This window comes from Candidatus Clostridium helianthi (assembly GCF_045310795.1).
In the GTDB taxonomy this organism is placed as follows: domain Bacteria; phylum Bacillota; class Clostridia; order Clostridiales; family Clostridiaceae; genus Clostridium; species Clostridium helianthi.
The window spans coordinates 83067-105714 of record NZ_JBJIAB010000001.1 but is presented as its reverse complement, the minus strand read 5'-3'; the positions used below and the strand labels follow the sequence as shown (position 1 = coordinate 105714).

At 30.1% G+C, this 22648-nt stretch carries 19 protein-coding genes; 16 read left to right on the top strand and 3 right to left on the bottom strand.

Annotation, left to right across the window (positions count from 1 at the left end; all coding sequences use genetic code 11):
* The first annotated feature begins 3 nt into the window (after positions 1–3).
* On the top strand, positions 4–639 hold the full coding sequence (locus ACJDTP_RS00450; RefSeq protein ID WP_103698111.1) for a thiamine diphosphokinase: 636 nt from the start codon (positions 4–6) through the stop codon (positions 637–639).
* Between the two features lie 507 nt (positions 640–1146).
* Here ACJDTP_RS00450 and rpmB read toward each other — a convergent pair.
* Positions 1147–1338, bottom strand: coding sequence for a 50S ribosomal protein L28 (rpmB, locus tag ACJDTP_RS00445; protein ID WP_008424849.1), 192 nt, complete (start codon positions 1336–1338; stop codon positions 1147–1149).
* Positions 1339–2737: 1399 nt separating this feature from the next.
* Here rpmB and ACJDTP_RS00440 point away from each other — a divergent pair.
* The 6 genes from ACJDTP_RS00440 (at position 2738) to ACJDTP_RS00415 (ending at position 8783) form a co-directional block, all read left to right on the top strand.
* Positions 2738–3088 (top strand): Asp23/Gls24 family envelope stress response protein, encoded by a 351-nt coding sequence (locus tag ACJDTP_RS00440; RefSeq protein ID WP_041894943.1) that lies wholly within the window; start codon positions 2738–2740, stop codon positions 3086–3088.
* A 13-nt stretch (positions 3089–3101) separates the two neighbouring features.
* Complete coding sequence (locus tag ACJDTP_RS00435) at positions 3102–4742, top strand: DAK2 domain-containing protein (protein ID WP_406760191.1); 1641 nt, start codon at positions 3102–3104, stop codon at positions 4740–4742.
* Between the two features lie 3 nt (positions 4743–4745).
* The gene (gene recG / locus ACJDTP_RS00430; protein ID WP_278286274.1) at positions 4746–6836 is read left to right on the top strand and encodes an ATP-dependent DNA helicase RecG; all 2091 of its coding nucleotides are present in this window, start codon (positions 4746–4748) and stop codon (positions 6834–6836) included.
* A 189-nt stretch (positions 6837–7025) separates the two neighbouring features.
* On the top strand, positions 7026–7583 hold the full coding sequence (gene rsmD / locus ACJDTP_RS00425) for a 16S rRNA (guanine(966)-N(2))-methyltransferase RsmD (protein ID WP_077838833.1): 558 nt from the start codon (positions 7026–7028) through the stop codon (positions 7581–7583).
* Between the two features lie 3 nt (positions 7584–7586).
* Complete coding sequence (gene coaD / locus ACJDTP_RS00420) at positions 7587–8066, top strand: pantetheine-phosphate adenylyltransferase (protein WP_077838834.1); 480 nt, start codon at positions 7587–7589, stop codon at positions 8064–8066.
* A gap of 174 nt (positions 8067–8240) precedes the next feature.
* Positions 8241–8783: an ATPase gene (locus tag ACJDTP_RS00415; protein ID WP_077838835.1), complete on the top strand. Its 543-nt coding sequence runs from the start codon at positions 8241–8243 to the stop codon at positions 8781–8783.
* Here ACJDTP_RS00415 and ylbJ read toward each other — a convergent pair.
* Both ylbJ and ACJDTP_RS00405 read right to left on the bottom strand, forming a co-directional pair.
* Complete coding sequence (ylbJ, locus tag ACJDTP_RS00410) at positions 8763–9944, bottom strand: sporulation integral membrane protein YlbJ (RefSeq protein WP_161222959.1); 1182 nt, start codon at positions 9942–9944, stop codon at positions 8763–8765. The two genes, ACJDTP_RS00415 and ylbJ, sit on opposite strands and share 21 nt — an antisense overlap.
* A 52-nt stretch (positions 9945–9996) precedes the next feature.
* Positions 9997–11202, bottom strand: a complete 1206-nt coding sequence (locus ACJDTP_RS00405) for a nucleotidyltransferase (protein WP_406760190.1) — start codon at positions 11200–11202, stop codon at positions 9997–9999.
* A 560-nt stretch (positions 11203–11762) separates the two neighbouring features.
* Between ACJDTP_RS00405 and pta the strand changes: the two genes are divergently transcribed.
* The 9 genes from pta (at position 11763) to smc (ending at position 22600) form a co-directional block, all read left to right on the top strand.
* Positions 11763–12764: a phosphate acetyltransferase gene (pta, locus tag ACJDTP_RS00400; protein ID WP_161222961.1), complete on the top strand. Its 1002-nt coding sequence runs from the start codon at positions 11763–11765 to the stop codon at positions 12762–12764.
* 96 nt (positions 12765–12860) lie between these two features.
* Entirely contained in the window at positions 12861–14063 is a 1203-nt protein-coding gene (locus ACJDTP_RS00395; protein ID WP_161222962.1) for an acetate/propionate family kinase, read from the top strand.
* Positions 14064–14409: 346 nt separating this feature from the next.
* Positions 14410–14916, top strand: coding sequence for a YceD family protein (locus ACJDTP_RS00390; protein WP_077844564.1), 507 nt, complete (start codon positions 14410–14412; stop codon positions 14914–14916).
* Between the two features lie 3 nt (positions 14917–14919).
* On the top strand, positions 14920–15102 hold the full coding sequence (rpmF, locus tag ACJDTP_RS00385; protein WP_011968506.1) for a 50S ribosomal protein L32: 183 nt from the start codon (positions 14920–14922) through the stop codon (positions 15100–15102).
* Between the two features lie 240 nt (positions 15103–15342).
* Positions 15343–16344 carry a phosphate acyltransferase PlsX gene (gene plsX, locus ACJDTP_RS00380; RefSeq protein ID WP_406760189.1) on the top strand — a complete coding sequence of 334 codons (1002 nt, stop codon included), beginning with the start codon at positions 15343–15345 and terminating at the stop codon, positions 16342–16344.
* A gap of 80 nt (positions 16345–16424) precedes the next feature.
* On the top strand, positions 16425–16655 hold the full coding sequence (gene acpP, locus ACJDTP_RS00375; RefSeq protein WP_009169140.1) for an acyl carrier protein: 231 nt from the start codon (positions 16425–16427) through the stop codon (positions 16653–16655).
* 274 nt (positions 16656–16929) lie between these two features.
* A complete protein-coding gene (gene rnc / locus ACJDTP_RS00370) occupies positions 16930–17628 on the top strand; it encodes a ribonuclease III (RefSeq protein WP_103698118.1) in 699 nt (232 codons plus the stop codon).
* Positions 17621–18652 (top strand): elongator complex protein 3, encoded by a 1032-nt coding sequence (locus ACJDTP_RS00365; protein WP_406760188.1) that lies wholly within the window; start codon positions 17621–17623, stop codon positions 18650–18652. The genes rnc and ACJDTP_RS00365 overlap by 8 nt, the downstream gene beginning before the upstream one ends.
* Positions 18653–19042: 390 nt before the next feature.
* Complete coding sequence (gene smc / locus ACJDTP_RS00360; RefSeq protein ID WP_406760187.1) at positions 19043–22600, top strand: chromosome segregation protein SMC; 3558 nt, start codon at positions 19043–19045, stop codon at positions 22598–22600.
* The last annotated feature ends 48 nt before the right edge of the window (positions 22601–22648 follow it).

Genomic DNA, 22648 nt, shown 5'->3' with positions numbered 1-22648 from the left:
AATTTGAACGTTGCAATTGTAAGTGGAGGAAACCCACCTTCAGAGAAGTTACTAAAGAAATATATTAGTGAAGTTGAATTTATAATAGCAGCTGATAAGGGAAGTGAATGTCTTTATAAGTATAATATTATTCCAGACTTGCTTTTAGGTGATTTTGACTCTGCCAAAAAGGAAATTTTGGATAATATGAAGTTAAAGGTTAAGGAAGTCTTAGAATTTCGACCAGAGAAAGATTATACTGATACTGAAATTGCAGTTATGGAAGCGATAAAAAGAGGCGCAGAAAAGATATATTTATTCGGGGCGACTGGAACTAGAATGGATCATACACTAGGAAATATAGGACTTATGCTAACTACGAAAAAAAAAGGTGCTAATTTAGAAATATTAGATGATAATAATAGGCTTTATCTTGGAGAAAATAAAATGAGGTTATACGGAAAATATGGTGAAAATATATCATTTCATGCATTGAGCGATAAAGTAAGCAAACTTGAAATTAGTGGTGGTAAGTACAATCTACCAAGTTATGATTTGGGCTTGTTAGATCCACGAGCTATATGTAATGAATTTATTGATACACCAATAGATATAACTTATGAAGAAGGGGAGTTATTAGTTATTCATTCCATAGACTAAATATTCATGAACTTATTAAATTATTTTTTATATTTATAAAGTGGAACATTTTGAGTAGTAACTGAATATTAATATAATAAGACGGATTAAATTTTGATTTTTATTTTTAATGTATTAATATTTGGGAGGATTTATAAATGAAAATAATAGCTTTTAAATTACCTAAGTTTCTATCTAATATAATAAAGTTTTTTAGAAAAAAAGGCTAGAGGTACATAAGGTATAGTTTAGTTTTAGGCTTTCTAAATAGCTTTAGGCATAATCAAAAATAATAACAAGTCCATCTGCCAAGAAAAGTTCCTTGTTGCAGCATAGCTGCTCTTTTCATAAGCGCCCATTTTCCATCATGCTTCATCAACAGATTGTACTAATAGGCTCGCTATGAGCCCAATCTGCTTCTTCGCCTGATGAAAAATAATCATGGCATTTTAGGCTCGTTATTTTCTTTAATATGCCTTAAAAATAAAAAATGCAATTGGGATAACAATTGCATTTTTTATTATGAACTTATATTGCTCTTTGAACCTTTCCAGATCTAAGGCATCTTGTACATACATGAACAGTTTTTGGTGTTCCGTTAACTAAAGCTTTTACTTTCTTTATGTTAGGAGCCCAAGTTCTCTTTGATTGACGATGTGAATGGCTATAGCTTACTCCAGCTACAACACCCTTATCACAAATTTCGCATCTTCTTGCCATTAGAAAACACCTCCTTATATTCCAAAGATAATCATCTTCAATAGGACAGAGTAAATTATATCATAGGAAAATGTAATAGGCAAGATAAATTATTAATTATAAAATAAAAAATATGTATTGCAGCTAATATAGGGCTTTACAATGGGAGTGAAGCTTATGTGAATACCTGCCGAAATTTGATATATATTATGTTGCAATTCACAATGCACATTTCACAATTTACAATTACGGCTAAAATTCTTGCAATATTTTTAGAATTATGATGAAGAATTATTTTTGCAATATATATATTTATTTCATAGGTAAATTATTCTCATGATTATGTTTTAAAAACTTTTTGGAAGGAAAGACTTTGTAGAGATAGATTTTTAAAGAAGAGAAAAACTTTTAGCTTTGGTTTTAAAGCTCTTAATTGTAATTGGCACTAGTTTTTTTGTACATGAATGTTTTATTTAAAGGTAAAAAGAGCTTTGGTTATACTGCGTATTTTAAGAGAGAAGATGAACGGTTGTACTTTATGATTTCTAAATTGAGAATCATCTTAAGTGGATTCGATTCTTCTGTCTAGGGAAAGGACTTGATTACCCATAGTAAGTTCCTAATTGTGATTTGAAATCTTTTCATATATGCATGCTTTTTTAGGAAAAATGATATAGTTGTGCTTTATGTTTTATAAATGGAGTATAATCTTGAGTGAACTTGATACTTTTTTCTGGGGAAAAGATCTTTATTGCAGTTTGGGTTTTTAAGAGAGAAAATGACTTAGTGGTACTTTGTGTTCTTTTAGTTGAGAATTATCTTAAGTGGATTCGATTCTTTTGTCTAGAGAAAGGATTTGATTACCAATAATAAGTTACTAATTATGCTTTGAAATCTTTTTATATGCATGCCTTTTGAGATGGAAGGGTCTAGGCTGCAGTTTGTGCTTTTCAGAGGGGAAATGATTTAGTTGTACTTTATATTTTCTAAATGGAGTATAATCTTGAGTGAACTTGATACTTTTTTCTAGGGAAAAGATCTTAATTTCAGTTAGTAAGTTTTGAATTGTGCTCTACACTCTTTTCATATGTGTGTGTGTGTTTTATAAATTTATGATCCAGGTTGCAGTTTGTGCTTTTTCATAGGGGGAAATGATTTGGTTGTACTTTATTTTTTCAAAAGCGAGAAGCATCTTAATTGGATTTGAATCTTTTTTTTCTAGGGAAGGAAGCTTGATTGTAGTTAATAAGTTCCGAATTATGTTTTACACTCTTTTCATATTCGGGTGCTTTTTTTAGGAAAAATGATCTTAATTGCGCTACGCGCTTTTTTTAGAGGTGTATATTTTTTGGATACTTGAATAAAATATTGTTCTAATATAGAATAGAAAATAAGATATAAGAATTTAGGAGGAATATGGATGGTTGGATTTTCAAACGAAAATGGTAATATAAATTATTCAGAGGAAGTTATAGCAAAAATTGTTGGATTATCCACAATGGAATGTTATGGAGTAGTTGGAATGGTTTCTAGAAATGCCAGTGAAGGCTTTTGGGAACTTATTGGTATAGAAAATTTTGGCAAAGGTGTAAAGATACAGCTAACAAGCGAGAAAAAATTACAAATAGAATTGTTTGTGATGGTTGAATACGGAACAAAGATATCGGTTATATCTAATAATATAATTCAAAAAGTACGTTATAGTGTTGAAAACTATACAGGACTTAAGGTGTCATCTATAACAGTAAATGTGCAAGCGGTTAGAGTTTAGGAGGTTAAACTAAATGGAATATACAAAGATAAATGGCCATGATTTTTATAACATGGTTGTGAACGCTAGCAATAAATTGCTAGCGCAGAGTGATTTCGTAAATGCACTTAACGTATTTCCTGTTCCAGATGGAGATACTGGAACTAATATGTCTATGACGTTTAAGGCGGCAGTTAAGGAAATAGAAGGTATGGATACTTATTCTATAGGAGAAATATCAAAAAAATTAGCTAAAGGTGCTTTAATGGGAGCCAGGGGGAATTCTGGCGTTATATTATCGCAAATTCTTAGAGGTTTTTCTAAAGGCCTAGAAGGAAAAAAAGAAGTAGATATTAAAGAGTTTGCAGTAGCGTTTTCAGAAGGATCAAAGTCGGCATATAAGGCGGTAATGAGACCTACTGAAGGTACTATACTTTCTGTAATTAGAGCCGCTGCTGAAGCGGCAGTGTCATCTGATGCTAAGGATATGGTTGCCTTTATGGAAGAGATAACAGTTAAATCAAAAGAAATGTTAGATAGAACTCCAGAATTATTGCCGGCACTAAAAAAGGCTAAAGTGGTTGATTCTGGTGGAATGGGGCTTTATATTATACTTCGAGGTATGTTTGAAGCATTGAAAAATGATATTAAAGCTGAATTAAGCGATATGAAAATAAGTGATGCAAATGGTACTTTAGCTAAAGCTACAGAGGAAATTGATATAAAGTTTGGGTATTGTACTGAATTTATAATACTTGGTGATGCTAAACGTGCGCAAGATTTCCAAAATGAGATAGAGAGCCTTGGAGATTCCATGATAGTTGTTGGATATGATGATGTTATAAAAGTGCACATACATACTAATGATCCTGGATTAGTCTTATCAAAGGCAGTTGCTATAGGGGAATTATCAAAGATAAAGATTGATAATATGAGAGAAGAGCATAGAGAGTTATTAATAAGCACTAAGGGATTAACAGAAAATTCATCTGAAGACGAAGGTGTCGATAGTGAAAAGAAAAAGTACGGCTTTATAACAGTTGCTATGGGAGATGGAATTTCAAATATCTTTAAGGACTTAGGAATAGATTATGTCATTGAAGGTGGTCAGACAATGAATCCATCTACTCAGGATATTTTAGATGCTGTTGAGAAAATAAATGCTGAACATATTTTTATCATGCCAAATAATAAGAATATAATTATGGCAGCGAATCAGGCGGCAGAAATATCAAGTAAAAATATATTAGTAGTACCTACAACAACTATTCCTCAAGGAATAGCATGTGCCACAATGTTTAACTATGATTCTGAAGTTGAAGAAAATTTCACTAATTTAAAGGATACAATTGAAGTAGTTAAAACTGGTTCGGTGACATACGCAGTCCGTGATACAGAAATTGATGGAATAGATATTAAACAAGGAAATATGTTAGGACTTGTAGAAGGTAAAATAAAAGAGGTAGGCGAAGACAAGAAGGTTGTTGCCGGTAAAGTTCTAGAAGATATGATAGATGATGAAAGTGAACTTATTACTGTATATTATGGTGAAGATGTAAGTGATGAAGATGCAAATGAATTTGAAGCTGAGCTACAAGAAAAGTACGAAGACTTAGATATTCAATTTTATAAAGGAAATCAACCACTATATTACTTTTTAATATCAGTAGAATAAGAAATAGTAAGGGCACCTAATGCTAGGTGCTCTTATTATTTAAGGAGGAAGAGAAGGGCTTTGGATATATATAGCAATATTTCAACATTAAAAGGAGTAGGCCCAAAGGCCACAGAAAAATTAAATAGATGTGGAATTTTTAATATATTAGATATTCTGTTATATTTTCCAAGAGATTATGAATTTGTAGATAGTAATGTGGAATTTGAAAATATTACAGGAGAAGACAAGCAGATTTTAAAGTGTAAAGTCATTAGATTTAGAAGCGATGTAAAAACTAAAACTGGTAAATTATTAACAACTGTAGAATTTGATTATAATGGACACAAAGTATCTGGAAAGTGGTTTAATCAAAGGTATATAAAAAACTCCTTTAAAATAGGAGAAATATATAATTTGATGGGGAAATTTAAAAGGATAGGAAATACTTTAGAGGTGGTTAATCCTATGGTCACATGTGAAGAAGCTATTTCGAATGAGATTATACCTAAATATCCTCTAAAAGGTGATATAAGCAATAAATTGTTTGAAAAATTAATTAATGAAATTTTGTCCAAGATGACAGTTAAGGAGAATTTACCACAAAATATATTAGATAAGTATTCTTTAATTTCATTAAATGAAGCTATTAGAGGCGTCCATTTTCCTGATAATAAGGAAGTGCTGGAAAACGCTATAATAAGACTTAAATTTCAGGAATTATTTACATATTCACTAAAGTTACTACTTCTTAAAAATAAAATTAAGAAAAACAAAAATGGTATACTTTTTCAGTGGGTAGATGAACTTAGCTTATTTAAAGAGAAGTTACCATTTCCTCTTACTAATGCTCAAACAAGAGTTATACGTGAAATATTGAGAGATCAAAAATCAAATTCATCAATGAATAGACTTATACAAGGAGATGTTGGAAGTGGAAAGACAATAATTGCACTTATAGCTATTTTTAATGTGATCAAAAATGGTTATCAATGTGCATTTATGGCTCCAACAGAGATTCTTGCAAATCAACACTTTGAAGAAGCAAGGAAAGTTTATGATGAATTTAACATAGAAATTGAATTACTAACAGGAACAACTTCAGCAAAAGAAAAGCAGAGGATCAAAGAAAGAATTAAAACTAAAGAACCAATTTTAGTGATAGGAACTCATGCACTTTTCCAAGATGATGTGGAATTTGGAAAGCTAGGGCTTATAGTAACCGATGAGCAGCATAGGTTTGGTGTTGAGCAAAGGAGTAAACTTATAAACAAGGGAAAAAGGGCTGATTGTTTAGTTATGACAGCGACTCCAATTCCAAGAACGTTGGCGTTATACTTATATTCAGATCTTGATGTATCTATAATTGATGAGCTACCACCTGGAAGAAAGAAAATAGATACTAGATTTTATGCTGATAATCAAAGAGATATAGCTTATGATTTGGCATACGATGAAATAAAAAAAGGTCGCCAAGTGTATATTGTATGTCCTCTTATTGAGGAGGATGAAAAAGAGGAGTTAAATTCGGTAGAAACTTTGTATGATAAACTTACCAGTGGAATCTTTAAGGAATTAAAAGTTGAGATACTTCATGGAAAAATGAAAGGCTCTGAAAAAGATGAAATAATAAAAAGGTTCAAGAATAATGAAGTTAACGTTCTAATATCAACAACTGTTATTGAGGTAGGTGTTAATGTTCCTAATGCATCTGTAATGATTGTTGAAAATGCAGAAAGATTTGGACTGTCACAGTTACATCAATTAAGAGGAAGAGTTGGAAGAGGTCAGTATTCATCTTATTGTATATTAATAGCAAAGGCTAAAAGTAATGTGACTAAAAAAAGGATGCAGATAATGACAGAATGTAGTGATGGATTTTTAATATCAGAAAAAGATTTAGAACTCAGAGGCGCAGGAGAGATGTTTGGTAAGAAACAAAGTGGTGATGAAGGATTTGTACTTGCAAATCTTTATGATGATATGAAGATTTTAAGATGTGCTAAATTAGAGGCGAATAACATTTTACAAAACGAATTTGAGGTAAATAGAGAAATAATCAATGAACTTAGTAAAAATTTGGAAAAAAGTAGTAAATATATATGCTTTAATTAATTTGAAATATTATGTATAGATATGTTAATATATAAAATATACACCTATTAAAAGAGCGCGAAGCGCAACCAAGATCATTTCATTGATGAAAAGAGCACGAGGTGTACAACTAAGGTTAATTTTAAATTGTAAATTAAAAAATCTAGAGAGTAGATTTTCTTATATGCTTATTTTAGGAGGAATAAAAATTTGAGAATAATAGCAGGAAAAGCAAGAGGACATAAATTAATACCTCCAGCTACAATGGAAACAAGACCTACGCTAGATAGAGTTAAAGAGGCTATGTTTAGTTCTATTCAAATGTATATACCAGAAGCAGTAGTTGTAGACGTTTTTGCTGGAACAGGAAGCCTTGGATTGGAAGCAGCGAGTAGAGGGGCAAGTGAAGTTTATTTATTTGATAAAAGCTCTGTGACTTTTCCTTTGTTGAAGGAAAATGTAGAAAGCCTTAAATTTCAAGATTTCTGTTTTCCTATGAATATAGATGCTTATGAAGGCTTAAAGAATCTTGCGAAGAAGGGAAAGAAATTTGACATAATATTTATTGATCCACCTTATTGCAAAGAAATGATTCCAGAAGCCATGAAAATTGTTAAGGATAATGAAATTTTAAAAAATGATGGAATAATAGTTACTAAAATAGATACTATTGAAGAAATTTATGAAGGGTATAAAGATATAAAATTAACAAAAAGTAAGAAGTATGGAAATACAACAGTATGTTATTACAAGCATGAGGAGAAGTAAATAATGAGAGTTGCAGTGTACCCTGGAAGCTTTGATCCCATAACTAATGGACATCTTGATATTATAAAAAGAGGAGCAAAGGTTTTTGATAAAGTAATAGTTGCAGTATTAGTTAATGTTGATAAGAAGTATCTTTTTGAAAGCAGCGAAAGAGTTGAACTTATAAAAAGAGTGACAAGAGATATTGGGAATGTTGAAATAAGAAGCTTTGATGGGCTTTTGGTTAATTTTCTAAAAGAATGTAAGACTAATATAATATTAAAAGGATTAAGAACGGCTTCTGATTTTGAGTATGAATTTCAAATGGCGTTTATTAATAAAGAATTAGATCATGATACTGAAACTGTATGTATGATGTCATCATCTAAAAATATACATATTAGTTCCTCAACTGTTAAGCAGGTGGCAAGGTTTGGGGGAGATATTAGCGGGCTTGTTCCCAATGAAATTATTTCAGATATAATGTCAAGAATAAATCTATAAATGATCATTTTCTAAGGAAAAGTATTTTCATAATTAGAATGTGCTATGTTTAAGTAGCTGCATTAACTTAAAATTAACGCTATTAATAATGCTAAAAGCAATTAGAAGTACTAGATGAAGATTTGTTCATGGTATTTTGCTCATTTATAGAATAAATATCTAAGGAGTGTTTTTATGGAAAAGATGGAGGTAAATATAATAGAATTATTAGAGTATTTACAAGACTTGGTGGAAAATTCACCTAAAGTACCAATGAGCGGTAAAGTTATGATAGATAAAAGAGAAGTTGTTGATGTAATAGATCAAATAATTAACTATATGCCTGATCAATTTAAAAAGGCTGAGTGGGTTATGAATGAGAGAGAAAGAATTCTTAATGAAGCTAAAAAAGAGTATGATTCTGTTAGAAAAGAAACAATGACTATGATGAGACAGAATATCGAGAATCACGATATAGTAAGGGAAGCCAAAGGAAGAGCTCAAGAAATTATAGCCTCAGCACAGAGAGAGGCCAAGGCTATAAGATTAGGATCTAGAGATTATTCTGATGAAATATTAACGCAATTAGATCAAGAGCTAGAAGAACACAAAATAAAATTAATAAAGAGTCTTCAAGAAAGTTTTGAAGTAGTAGCTAAAGAGATAGATACAAATTTAACTGGTACATGCGATGTTATAAAAGAGAACATTAAAGAATTACGCAGCATGAAAAAATAATTTCAAGGTTCTATTAAATATACTTAGCAAAAGTGTTAATAACAGTATCGTTAATGCTGGGTATATATATACAAGTAAACTTGAAGAATGACTTGTTTGTAAGTTTGATGTATAAATACTTGTAGGAAACACTTTGCATAACCCATAAGTTATAATAAAACTAACGATTCCTTGGATTACTTTTAGAAATATATATCTGCTATAATTTATCTTAGTATCGCTTACGAAAGAACTTACTTGTGCAATTACAGCAAGGCCAGAAAATGAAGTTAAAAAGCTTATTATACCAAGCTTTAAAGGAATAGAAATTTCTAGAGGAGAGATTATGCTGCATCCATTAGTCATTTCAATGCTTCCTAAAAATATGCTGTATAAAGTTTGAGAAGGCAATTTTAAAATATTATCAAGCTGTCTAAATGCAATGTTGATATAAGGATTATTTTTAACGAGAGATATAACAACTGAAAAAATTATTATGAAACCACCTATAGATAATGTAGTGTTTATTCCGTTTTGAACTGCATTTTTTACAGCATTACCGAAATTCATACTTTCATTTTTTGGACAAGGGAGAGAACTTATATTATTTAAGTTTCTCTTTTTTTTCGTTAAAAATCCCATTATGATTATTGATAAATTGCTTCCTAGAAGCAAAATATAACCTAATGATACATTTCCTAATAAAGTTCCAGCAACAGATCCGATTAAAAACAAGGGCCCAACGTTAGAAGCTATGTTTAAAAGTCTTTCGTATTCATTTCTGTCTATATACTCCATCTTGTACAAATCTACACAATATTTAGCACCTAATGGATAGCCGCATAATATACTCGCTACAATTGGAAAGGAACAATTTCTAGAAAGACCTAATGGTTTGCAAATTAATGGTCCAAGAAATTTAGAATAAAGATTTATTCCATCGTAGTATATTAGTAAATTACATATAACCACAAAAGGAAAGGTAGTTGGCAATATTGAGTTATACCATAATTTACACCCATCAATAGCTGCAATGATGCATTGGTTTATGTTTAAAACAAAAAGAACTATTAAGACAGATATAAATATACAAATGATAGTATTTTTTTTAATATTAAGTTGTTTGATTAAAATAAAAATTAAGCTAATAATAAGAAACCATAAGACAATAATATATATCATGAAATCACTCCAATCAATAATATTTATATTCTTATGGTTATGTAAAATATTACTACATTATAAAAGGACCTTTTAAATAGTCATCCATAGGGTTAACTTTTGGATTTAGCAGCGAATATGCTTTTGTTCCTAAGATATCTATTTTTAGATGATCACATTGATTGTTTCTTGGTACCTTTGTTATTAAATTTATACTAGAATTGGCTTTTATACTCTTTAGAATTCTTTGTCCTGTAGAATTAAAAGCAAGAACTCTTGCGTAAGGAACAGAGCTTTTAGATAAGTTTAATAAATCAAAATCTTCAAGGTTTAAAAAGCTTTGCAAAAGAATTCTACTTATCCTGGTATACGTATACCTCTTGCTTTTAGAATTTAATATTAATTCATTAAGTGAATTGGATTTTAAGATTTCTTTTAATATTTTATTGTCTATGCCTTCTGATACATCTGGCAGATTTGAAAGAGATCTTTCGTTGGTAAGTAATTTATATTTTATATATTTAAATGTGTCTTCTTCAAAAATAAAAGGATAATTAGAAGAAGATAGATTAAGCAGAATGTCATAACTGGCTTTGGGCATAATATCAGCTAGATCATTCAGTGATTTCTCTTTCAAATGCTTTCTTATTGATGTAGCGGAAGCAAATGAATCACTTATGTTGATATCATTATATAATGAACCTTCTCTTTTAATGGTTTTAGGAACTATTTCGCTATTTAAACGAATTAGAGATTTTATATATTCAATACCTAAAATATTATTAGAATTTGATATTGTATCTAATAATTTATTTGAGTTTAAATAATCTTTAAGTGCATTTGCTCGACTCAAATGAAATGGTAAACCCAAGTCTAAATTATCCTTTAAAAGTTTTTTGTATCTTAAAGGTTCAGAAACTAAAACTTTTGCTATGTCTTCTAATATAGATATATTTCCTTCTTCGCTTCCAAAGTATAAGTGATCTATTACGCCTAACGAGTTAAGAAGAGACACGCTTCCAAAAGCAAAATGTTCAGCGGAAGAAATGGAATAAACTAGAGGCAACTCTAGAACTAGATCAACACCATTTTTAATAGCTATTTCAGCTCTTTTCCATTTATCTATAATTGCTGGAATTCCTCGTTGCATAAAATTACCACTCATTACGCAAACTATACCATCTGCGTTTGTGTCAGATTTTGCGTTAATAAGGTGATATTCATGACCTTTATGAAATGGATTATATTCTGTAATTATTCCTGTAAGTATTAAAATCATCTCCTTTATAAAGCTAGTATAGCATATTGTGGAATCTTATAATATTAGTTATTAAGAGTTTAATATGTTATGTATTTTTTGTAAAATGTCAATAAGATATTATAAAATTATTGTTAAAAAATATACTTTTTTAATATTACTCTATTAAAAAGTAGTTTAAAAAATATTCAGAACATTAAAAGAATGGTGAATTTTTAATTATTGCTTAATATTGACAAGAGAATAGCTTATATACAGCTAGTTAAACGAATATACTATGGATTTTTAAGAAAAATTGAATGAAAATAATGGGAAATGGACATGTATTTTTCATATATTGGGTCAATAATTTAAAACATTTGATAGCGTTTAATAATAAATTATAAAATAATTTTAAATAAAATTTAATTGTTAAAAATTATACTTTTCCTATATTGTTATTTTACAGGAGTATTGTCTGACAATTTAGATTATTTCAAATCTAAAGACTTCTATTTTATAGAGAATTTGTGTTGAAAAAAGCACTGATAAAGGAGTATATTAGTATTAGAGATAGGATATAGAGAGGAGATAAATAGATTATGGACCTTATGAAAAAAATATGGACTGCAGCACAATCAAATAAACAAAAAATTGTTCTTCCAGAGGGAAACGAGGAAAGAAATATAGCAGCTGCAGAGAAAATACAAGAATTAGGATTAGCTTACCCAATTTTAATAGGTAACAAAGAAGAGATAAATAATAAGGCAAAGGAATTAGATGTAAATTTATCAGGAATTGAGATTATCGATCCAAATGAATCAGATAAATTAGAAAAGTATATTGAAGCCTTCTATGAACTTAGAAAGACAAAAGGCGTTACAATGGAAAAGGCAGATAAAATAGTTAGAGATCCTCTATATTTTGGTACGATGATGGTTAAATTAGATGATGCAGATGGAATGGTATCAGGAGCAATTCACACAACTGGAGATTTATTAAGACCAGGATTACAAATTATAAAGACAGCACCAGGAGTATCTGTTGTTTCAAGCTTCTTTATAATGCAAGTTCCAGGATCATCTTATGGTGAAGAAGGAACATTAATATTCTCAGACTGTGCAGTTAACCCTAATCCTAACGAGGATCAATTAGCAGCAATTGCAATAGCTACTGCAGAAACAGCTAAGAGTTTATGTAACATGGAACCTAAGGTAGCAATGTTATCATTCTCTACTATGGGAAGTGCTGATAATGAGTTAGTTGATAAGGTTAGAAATGCTACTCAAAAAGCAAAGGAAATGAGACCTGACTTAGATATAGATGGTGAGCTACAATTAGATGCAGCTATAGTTGGAAAAGTAGCAGCTCAAAAGGCACCAGAAAGTACTGTTGCTGGAAAAGCTAATGTTTTAGTATTCCCAGATTTACAAGCTGGAAATATAGGTTATAAATTAGTTCAAAGATTTGCAAATGCTGAAGCTATTGGACCTATCTGTCAAGGTTTTGCAAAACCAATCAATGACTTATCAAGAGGTTGTAGCTCAGATGATATTGTAAATGTTGTTGCGCTTACAGCAGTTCAAGCTCAAACAAACAAATAGTAAGTATTATTTTTACAGATAATTTAAGGTAAGTTAGCTTATAGATTGTTAAAACAAAAATACAAAAGGTTTGAATGTTAAAAGGAGAGTAGAGTTATGAAAGTATTAGTTATAAATTGTGGTAGTTCTTCACTAAAATATCAACTTATTGATATGAGTAATGAAGAGTCTTTGGCTCAAGGACTTGTTGAAAGAATAGGAATTACTGGGTCAATATTGACTCAAAAAGTTGAAGGAAAAGATAAATATGTAGTTGAAACACCATTAAAAGATCATCAAGATGCAATAGAACTTGTTTTAAAATGCTTAGTTGATGAAAACCATGGTGTAATAAGTTCAATGGATGAGATATCAGCTGTTGGACATAGAGTTGTTCATGGTGGTGAAAAATACGCAACTTCAGTAGTAATTAATGAAGAAGTAATTAAGGCACTTGATGAATTTACAAAATTAGCACCACTTCATAATCCTCCAAATATAATTGGAATAAATGCATGTAAGGCTCTTATGCCAAAAACTCCAATGGTAGCAGTATTTGATACAGCATTCCATCAAACTATGCCAGAAAAAGCATTTATGTATGCTCTTCCATATGAATTATACACAGAAGATCACGTAAGAAGATATGGATTCCATGGTACATCTCATAAGTATGTAGCAGGTGAAATGGCAAAATGGATGGATAAAGACATAAGCGATTTAAAGATAGTAACTTGTCATATAGGTAATGGTGTAAGTATTACAGCTGTTGATGGTGGAAAATCTGTAGATACTACAATGGGATTCACTCCATTAGATGGTATTATAATGGGATCAAGATCTGGAAGCATAGATCCAGCAATAGTTACTTATTTAGTAAAAGAAAAAGGATATTCTATAGATGAAGTAAATGATATCTTAAATAAGAAATCAGGGGTTCTAGGTATATCAGGAATAGGAACAGATTTTAGAGATATTAGAAGTGCTGTGGAAAATGATAATGATCCTAGAGCATTACTTACAATGGATATATTCGGATATCAAGTTAAGAAGCAAATAGGTGCTTATGCTGCCGTAATGGGTGGTGTTGATGCGATTGTATTTACAGCAGGAATAGGAGAACATGCTCCAGAAATAAGATCAAGAGCTTTAACTAATATGGAATTCTTAGGAATAGAAGTAGATTTAGAAAAGAACGAAAGTCATAACATCGGAGATGGTATGGAAATTTCTAAGGAAACTTCAAAGGTTAAAGTAGTTGTAATACCTACAAACGAAGAATTAATGATTGCTAAAGAAACTTTAGAATTAGTTAAGTAAGGCATAATTGAAAAAATAGTAATTTAACATGCTGATTGTTTTTATTTATAATTTATCAGCATGTTTTTTCAATAGCTTTCTACAATATATTTGGCTGTACTTCCTTTATAGAAGAAAATATATACGTAAAAGGGAGCAGTTATTATACATACAAAAACACTTATATCACGAGCCTGCTGTTTTCTTTCATATGGAGAAATAGGAATTTATAATAAATTTCTTGACTTTTTGGCACGCAATTTATATAATTAGTTGTGTTTGTTTTATAAATATATGTGCTAAGGAGTGAAAGAGGAAATATTATATAGTTTACATTAGTTTTATTATATAATTATCCTGTGATTTTATGAAAGTACAAATTTCAGATATTATTTCAGGTAAAGATAGAAGCAAGAAGATTGATTATACATTTGATGCACCACAATTTGATTTTGAGGGAGATATAATTAAGCCAATAAAACCTTGTGAAGTTGTTGGGAAGATCGCATCAGATGGGGATATATTAATATTAAATGCTAAAATCAAAACTGATTTAGAAATGATATGTTCAAGATGTTTAGATACCTTTATCTATCCAATAGATATTGATATAGAAGAAAGGTTTACAACTAATAGAGATAGTGATGACGATGAAGCTATTGTTGTAATGGATGATGTTTTAGACATCACAGAAATTGTTGAAAGTAGCATAATTTCAACACTACCTATTAAAAGAGTTTGCAAGAACGACTGTAAAGGGCTATGTCAAGAATGTGGGTGTAACTTAAATCACAACTCATGTTCGTGTCAAAAAGAAGATGTAGATATACGTTTTGAGGCCTTGAAAGGTTTGTTTGATAATAAGGAGGTGTAATGAATGGGTTGTCCAGCAAGAAAATCAGGAAAAGCTAAAGTAAAAGCAAGAAGAGCTCAAACTTTTAAAGCTAGTTTACCTGGCATAGTTGAATGTCCACAATGCCACGAAATGAAACTTGCTCATAGAGTATGTAAAAATTGTGGTTATTATAAAGGTAAGGAAGTTGTAGCTTCTGAAAAATAAAAGAAAGTCTTTATGACTTTCTTTTCTTATATAAAGAAATATATACATGTTGCGCTATTAAATTTATACTTAAAACTTCTTATCGAAATTTTCATAGTTCTGAGAAATAACGATGTTTCTACTTTGGGTTTATTACCACATAAGTATAAGTTGAATAATCTTTATCTAAAAAAGAGAATATTCTATTTATTAATTAAACTAATTTATTTATAATTAAAGTGGAAGAAGGGAGGTATTCAGATGAAAATAGCTATAGATGGCATGGGGGGAGATAATGCACCTGTGGCAGTAATAGAAGGCTCTATTCAAGCTCTTAAGGCATATAATGATATCCAATTGTATATTACCGGTCCAGAAGAAGTTCTAAATCTAGAGTTAGCTAAATATACTTATCCCAAGGAAAAAGTTATTATAGTAGATGCAAAGGAAGTAATTTCACCTAATGAGCATCCTGTCATGGCTCTACGAAAGAAGAAAGATTCAAGTATAGTTAAGGCACTAAACTTAGTTAAAGAAGGAATTTGTGATGCTGTAGTATCAGGAGGCAGTACAGGTGCATTTTTAGCTGGGTGTACGTTGATAGTAGGCAGAGTTAAAGGAATAGAAAGGCCTGCTCTTGCGCCTATAATGCCGGGTAGACGTGGAAAGTTTATGATAGTAGATGTTGGTGCTAATGTTGATTGCAAACCTTCATTTTTGGTGCAATTTGCAAAGATGGGAAAAATATATTATCAAAAGGTTTTCAATGTTGAAAATCCGACTATAGGACTTATAAATATTGGAGAAGAAGAAGAAAAAGGAAATGAACTTACAAAAGCTGCTTTTAAGCTTTTGAAGAAAGAGAGTTCTATAAATTTTAAAGGGAATATAGAGCCTAGAGAAATACCTACTGGCGACACTAATATTTTAGTAAGTGATGGTTTTGTGGGAAATACAGCTTTAAAGATGTATGAAGGGTCCGCTTCGAGTATATTAGGTATAATTAAAGATGAGGTGCTTAAATCGTCGATTATATCTAAAATAGGAGTAGTTCTACTAAAACCTGTGCTAAAAAATATAATGAAAAAGTTTGATTATAAGGAATATGGTGGAGCTCCGTTCTTAGGAGTTGATGGGATTTGTATAAAAGCTCATGGCAGTTCTGACGCAAGAGCATTTAAGAATTCTATTAAACAAACTAAAATTTTCTATGATAATAATGTATTAAAAGATATAAGAAATGAATTTTCTTCGGAAAATTAGTTAAAATATATTGAAACTAATATTGACGATTTAAACAATATATAATATTATCTAAATGTAGAACTTGGGAGGTGAAACAAATGTTTGAAAAGATCCAAGCAATTATTGCTGATAAATTAAGTATCGATGTAGAAAGCGTTGTTATGGAAGCATCATTTATTGAAGATTTAAATGCGGACTCATTAGATATAGTTGAGCTTATAATGGCTCTAGAAGATGAACTAGATATGGAAATACCTGACGAAGACGTTGAAAACTTCAAAACAGTTGGAGATGTTGTCAATTACGTAAAAGCTCATCACGAAGAATAAAATAATCCCGCATCTTGCGGGATTTTATATTTTACAAAGTGAGGACTAAATTTAAAATCATTTTAAAATAGATTTTAGTGAGAAATGTACTTTAGTAATATATTTGCGTACAAATGTTACTGTCTATGATAACGATGTTTTTAGTTGGAAATTAGGAATGAAAATCAATATAGTAACTAAAATATCAAATTAATAGTTTATTCTTGAATTTGTTATGTGTGACATACAGTAATAAGTTAGCAAGTTGAAGAATAAACTTCAAGGAGTGGAATACATGAATAGATATACACTTAAAGAAATAGAAGAAAATTTAGGGGTTTTTTTTAATAACCACACACTACTAAAAACGGCTCTTACTCATAGCTCTTTTGGAAATCAATTTAAGGATGCGGAATATAATGAAAGACTTGAATTTCTAGGGGACTCAGTATTGCAGCTTTGTATTACAGAATACCTTTTTAATAATTACAAACATAAAACAGAAGGTGAGCTGACAAAAATAAGAAGCTTGATAGTTTGTGAAAATTCTCTTTACGAAATTGCAAAAAAGATAAACCTAGGATCTTATATTAGAATGAGTAAAGGTGAAGAAATTACAGGTGGAAGAGAAAGAATTTCAATACAAGCAGATGCTGTTGAAGCAATCATTGCAGCTGTTTATTTAGACAAAGGCATTGGTTTTGTAAGAGATTTTATATTGCTTCATTTTGAAGAGATAATAAATAAAGCAATAAATAATGAAATAGTATTAGATTTCAAAACAAAACTTCAAGAACTTCTTCAAAAAGATGGAGAAGTAGCAATTCAATATGAACTTACAAAATTTGAAGGACCACCTCACAGAAGAAAATTTTTTACGAATGTAGTTATAGATAAAAAATTAATGGGTGAAGGTTCAGGCTATAGTAAAAAAGAAGCAGAACAAAATGCAGCTAAACAGGCATTGGATATATTGGAAGGTAAACATGAGTAAAAATTATTATATAATACCGATATTTGTACCTCACGAAGGATGTCCGCATAATTGCGTATTCTGCAATCAGGATAGAATAACAGGTGTTGATGATGAAGAGGTTACGGCAAGTTCAGTAATTACCACAATAAATGATTATTTAGAAACTATAAAGAATAAAAATGCAACTATTGAAATTTCATTTTTTGGTGGTACATTTACAGGGATTAGGGAAGAAAAACAAAGGGAACTTCTAAAAGTGGCTAAGGAGTTCAAAGAAAAAGGTCTCATAGATAAAATAAGACTTTCTACAAGACCAGATTACATCAATGATTATATACTTACATATCTTAAAGAGTATGGAGTTGACATAATAGAGCTTGGAGTTCAATCTCTAAATGAAGAAGTGCTAAAAAAGGCAGGTAGAGGACATAGCGTTAGTGACGTTATAAATGCATCTAAATTAATAAAGGAATATAAATTTATATTAGGGCATCAAATAATGCCAGGACTGCCAGGAGATACTTTTGAAAGAGATATAGAAACGACTAAGGAATCAATTAAGATGAATCCAGATATTTGTAGAATATATCCGTCTTTAGTTATAAAAGATACTCCAATGGAAAGAATGTATATTAATAAAGAGTATAATCCGTATTCTCTTGAAGAGGCAGTTAACGTAAGTAAGGTTATGTATGAGATGTATAAAAAGCATAACATCAATGTAATAAGAATTGGTCTTCAGCCAACAGAAAGCATAAATGAAGGAAAAGATATAGTGGCAGGTCCGTTCCATCCATCGTTTAGAGAATTGGTCGAAGGCAGTTTATTGTCAGATATCATTTTAAAAAATATGATGGAAGAAAAAATAGGACTTCTATATATTAACCCAAGGGATTTAAGTAAGCTTTACGCTAATAAGAAAACATATTTCAGTAAGCTTAGAGATAATGGGAAAATTATTGATGTAAAACAAGATGATGATATTGAAAGATGTCATATAAAACTTTGTCTAAAAAATAGAGATTTAGATATAGAATACTAGCGAGGGGAGACTCTCGCTTTTAATAATGCAGATTATTGGTGACAAATTAAAACTTGAAAGTGATAAGTTAAAAGCTTGAAAGTTAATTAGTGGCAAATTAAGGATGAAATTTTCTTGAGAAGATCTTTAATAAAGAATAAAAAGCCTGGGCTTTTTACCTTAATTTACTACTTATCATTTTTCACTTGTAACTTAGAAATCTTACGGCATTTTTATTAGTGAATTATTGATATTTAATAAGCTTTACTATAAACTAAATTATAATAAGGAGTTGTTTAATATGAAAAAAAAGACCAGAGAAAAAATGATGATTGCAATGACTATTTTTATTATAGTAATCTTTGTTGTAACATTATTACCTAGTATATTTTCTTTTTAAGGAGAGGACACATGTTTTTAAAATCTCTAGAAATACGAGGATTTAAATCTTTTGCTGATAAAACAGAATTAAAATTTAAACAAGGCGTTACAGCTGTTGTAGGACCTAACGGAAGTGGAAAGAGTAATATTTCGGATGCTGTAAGATGGGTATTGGGAGAACAGAGCGTTAAGGTTCTAAGAGGCGGAAAAATGGAAGATGTAATATTTGCAGGAACGCAGTTTAGAAAGCCGGTGGGCCTTGCTCAGGTTTCGCTAACCCTTGATAATAGTGATGAAAAGCTCGCGACAGAATATAACGAAGTAGTTGTATCAAGAAGAATATTTAGATCAGGAGAATCGGAATATTTAATAAATAATTCAAAGTGTAGGCTAAAAGATGTAATAAATCTTTTTATGGATACAGGAATTGGTAAGGAAGGTTACTCACTAATTGGACAAGGTAAGATTGAAGCCATATTAAGTGGTAAGCCAGAAGATAGAAGAAATCTCTTAGAGGAAGCTGCAGGTATTGTAAAGTTTAAAAATAGAAAAGAAGAAGCAGAGAAAAAGTTAAGCAATACGGATGAAAATTTAGTTAGAATAAATGATATTCTATCAACTTATGAAGAGAGAATAGAACCCTTGAGGATTGAAAGAGAGAAGGCATTAGAATTTACTGACTTATCTAACAATTTGAAAAAGAAAGAAGTATCACTTATAGTACATACCATAGACAAGATGGAAGAAGAATTAAAAGGCTTCAATGAAGATTTAAATTCAAAAATTAAAGAAATTGAAGATAAGCGTAAAGAAGTGTCTAGTTATAAGTCACAACTTAAAGAGTTAGAACTGAAAATAGAAAAGCTAGAAAAGAAGAATTTAGAAGAAAAAGAGAAATATTATAGCCTAAAAGAAACTGTTAGTGAAGATGAAAAAAGTATAGAACTTTACAAAGAAAGAATTAAGAGTTTTGAAGAAAAGATCAATAGGAATAATTATGAGCTAGATGATATTTTAGTTAAGGTAAATCAGCTTAATGAAAACAAGAAATTATTAGAAAGCGAATTGAGTGAAAGACTAAAGGAACAAAGATTAAGAGAAGAAGATATAGTAAGTTTAGAAGAAAACAATATAAAAAGTTCTAAGGAACTTAAAAGTATAGATGAAGAAATAAAATCTCTAAGAGAAGGTGAATTTGAACTTTTAAGAAGTAACTCAGATATGAAGAATGAGATTACTATGCTAAATAAAGATCTTTCGCTAAGAGAAGAGAAAAAAGAAACCCTAAATTCGTCTACATCTTTTCTAGAAAATAATATTGTTATTAATTTAGCGACTTATAAAGACCTAACTAGTGAAATTGAAAAGAATAAAGACAATATAAAATTGTTAAATATGCAAATAGTAGAGCATAAGAAAAAAATAGGTTCTCTATCAGCAAATTTAACTAAAAAAGAAAATGAACTTAGAGAATTAAGTGGGACTTTAACAAAACTTGATGCAAATAGATCAATGTTAGAAAACTTGGAAAAGCATTATGAAGGATATAACAGGTCAGTAAAATCTTTAATGGAATTAATTCATAGGGAAAGAATTACGGCTGCAAATGATACTAAAGTCTTAGGTGAAATTTTCACTGTAGGTAAAAAGTATGAAGTTGCTATAGAAATAGCTTTAGGTGCTGCAATTTCAAATGTTATAACAAAAAATGAAGAAATAGCAAAAGTTCTTATAGGATATTTGAAAAAAAATAGTCTAGGAAGAGCGACATTTTTACCTTTAAATATTATAAAAGGAAAGAAGTTAGAACTAGATAGAAATATAACTGAAGCTGATGGATATATTGGGATTGCAAGTGACATAATATCTTACGACAAAGAGTATAAAAATATAATGGATTATTCTCTAGGAAGAACAATAATCTGCAGTAACATGGACTGCGCTCTTAATATCGCAAGAATCGGAAAATATAATTATAGAATCGTTACTTTGGATGGAGAAATCATAAATCCAGGGGGAGCATTAACAGGTGGTAGCATAAAGGGGAAAAATTCAAATGTTCTAGGTAGAAAAAGAGAGATTGAAGAATTAGTATTAGATATAAGCAATAAAAAAGAGAAATATGAGGAATTGAAAATACTAGTTCAAGATATCAAGAAAGAAATACAAAACCTAGACGAGGATATGCTAAATAAAAGGGACGAAGTTCATGAGAAAAATATTGAGCTTACAAAAAAGGAAAGTGAGATTAAAGGGTTACAATCTGATACGGACAAGTTAAAGAGAAATCTAGAAACTGCTAAAGAAGAAATAAAAAGAATAGCAGGTGAAAGAGAAGCTATTTTAGAAAAGATTAGAGCTAAAGAATCTGAAGTTCAGGTGATTGAAAGTGAAAATACAGCTAACAAGAGCAAAAGTATAGAACTGGAACAATTAATGAAAATCAAAGTTCAAGAAGTTAATGATAGCGATACTAAGCTTACAGAAATGAAAATCAGTAAGGCTAAGTTGGATGAGGCGATAGAAAATAAAAAGAATGAATTTTTAAGAATAGAAAAAGAAATTAAAGATTTAGAGATTAAAAATGAACTTTTAAATAATGAAAATGAGGAAAATAAAAAAAATATTGAAAGTTTAAATTTAGATATAAAAGCTAAGAATAAGAATATTGAAGAAAATAATATTAATATCAGCAATTTAGAAGTAAACTTTAAAGATGATGAGATATTAAAAGAAAAGTTAAAGCAAGAATTTAAAGAAAAAGATAATGTAATAAGCGGTATTTTGGATGAAGTCAGCTTAAAAGAAATGGAAGTTAATAAACGAGAAGTGATTAAAGCTAAGAAAGAAAATGATAGGGAGCATGTTTATAAGAAACTTAATGAAGAGCTAGAATTAACTTATGCAGAGGCATTAGATAAATGTGAGCCAGTAGTTGATGAGGAAGCTTTGAAACAAGAAATCTTTGTTACTAAAGGAAAGATAACAAAACTTGGAGTAGTAAATTTAGCAGCAATAGAAGAGTATGAAGAAATTAAAGAAAAGTATGAGTTTATGTCTACTCAGGCAGAGGATTTAGAAAATGCCAAGAGGGAGTTAAATGCTGTTATTGAAGAAATGACTAATGAAATGAAAAGTTTATTTAAAGAAAACTTCAAAATATTGAATTATAATTTTGATAAAACTTTTAAAGATTTGTTTAAAGGTGGAAGTGCTGAGCTTATTTTAGGTGAAGGCGACGAGCTTACAGCTAATATTGACATAAATGTAGAGCCGCCAGGAAAAAAACTTCAAAATATTAATCTAATGTCTGGTGGAGAGAAGGTTTTATCTGCAATAGCTTTACTTTTTGCAATTTTAAAGATGAAACCAACGCCTTTCTGTATATTGGATGAAATAGAAGCGGCTTTAGATGATGCAAATGTATATAGATATGCAGAGTTCCTAAAAATGTTCTCTCAAAATACTCAATTTATAATTATAACTCATAGAAAGGGAACTATGGAGGTAAGTGATATTATATATGGAGTAACAATGGAAGAGAAAGGTGTATCAAAGGTAGTTTCAGTAGACTTTTCCGATAGCTAGCATACGTAAACCGTCTACTTATAATGAGAGGTAACGGCTGCAAGCTTC

What these genes read in the sequence shown, in the direction of transcription:
- rpmB (WP_008424849.1), bottom strand. Translation starts at nt 1,338, where the DNA reads ATGGCAAGAAGATGCGAAATTTGTGATAAGGGTGTTGTAGCTGGAGTA.
- ACJDTP_RS00440 (WP_041894943.1), top strand. Translation starts at nt 2,738, where the DNA reads ATGGTTGGATTTTCAAACGAAAATGGTAATATAAATTATTCAGAGGAA.
- ACJDTP_RS00435 (WP_406760191.1), top strand. Translation starts at nt 3,102, where the DNA reads ATGGAATATACAAAGATAAATGGCCATGATTTTTATAACATGGTTGTG.
- coaD (WP_077838834.1), top strand. Translation starts at nt 7,587, where the DNA reads ATGAGAGTTGCAGTGTACCCTGGAAGCTTTGATCCCATAACTAATGGA.
- ACJDTP_RS00415 (WP_077838835.1), top strand. Translation starts at nt 8,241, where the DNA reads ATGGAAAAGATGGAGGTAAATATAATAGAATTATTAGAGTATTTACAA.
- ylbJ (WP_161222959.1), bottom strand. Translation starts at nt 9,944, where the DNA reads ATGATATATATTATTGTCTTATGGTTTCTTATTATTAGCTTAATTTTT.
- ACJDTP_RS00405 (WP_406760190.1), bottom strand. Translation starts at nt 11,202, where the DNA reads ATGATTTTAATACTTACAGGAATAATTACAGAATATAATCCATTTCAT.
- pta (WP_161222961.1), top strand. Translation starts at nt 11,763, where the DNA reads ATGGACCTTATGAAAAAAATATGGACTGCAGCACAATCAAATAAACAA.
- ACJDTP_RS00395 (WP_161222962.1), top strand. Translation starts at nt 12,861, where the DNA reads ATGAAAGTATTAGTTATAAATTGTGGTAGTTCTTCACTAAAATATCAA.
- ACJDTP_RS00390 (WP_077844564.1), top strand. Translation starts at nt 14,410, where the DNA reads ATGAAAGTACAAATTTCAGATATTATTTCAGGTAAAGATAGAAGCAAG.
- rpmF (WP_011968506.1), top strand. Translation starts at nt 14,920, where the DNA reads ATGGGTTGTCCAGCAAGAAAATCAGGAAAAGCTAAAGTAAAAGCAAGA.
- plsX (WP_406760189.1), top strand. Translation starts at nt 15,343, where the DNA reads ATGAAAATAGCTATAGATGGCATGGGGGGAGATAATGCACCTGTGGCA.
- acpP (WP_009169140.1), top strand. Translation starts at nt 16,425, where the DNA reads ATGTTTGAAAAGATCCAAGCAATTATTGCTGATAAATTAAGTATCGAT.
- rnc (WP_103698118.1), top strand. Translation starts at nt 16,930, where the DNA reads ATGAATAGATATACACTTAAAGAAATAGAAGAAAATTTAGGGGTTTTT.
- ACJDTP_RS00365 (WP_406760188.1), top strand. Translation starts at nt 17,621, where the DNA reads ATGAGTAAAAATTATTATATAATACCGATATTTGTACCTCACGAAGGA.
- smc (WP_406760187.1), top strand. Translation starts at nt 19,043, where the DNA reads ATGTTTTTAAAATCTCTAGAAATACGAGGATTTAAATCTTTTGCTGAT.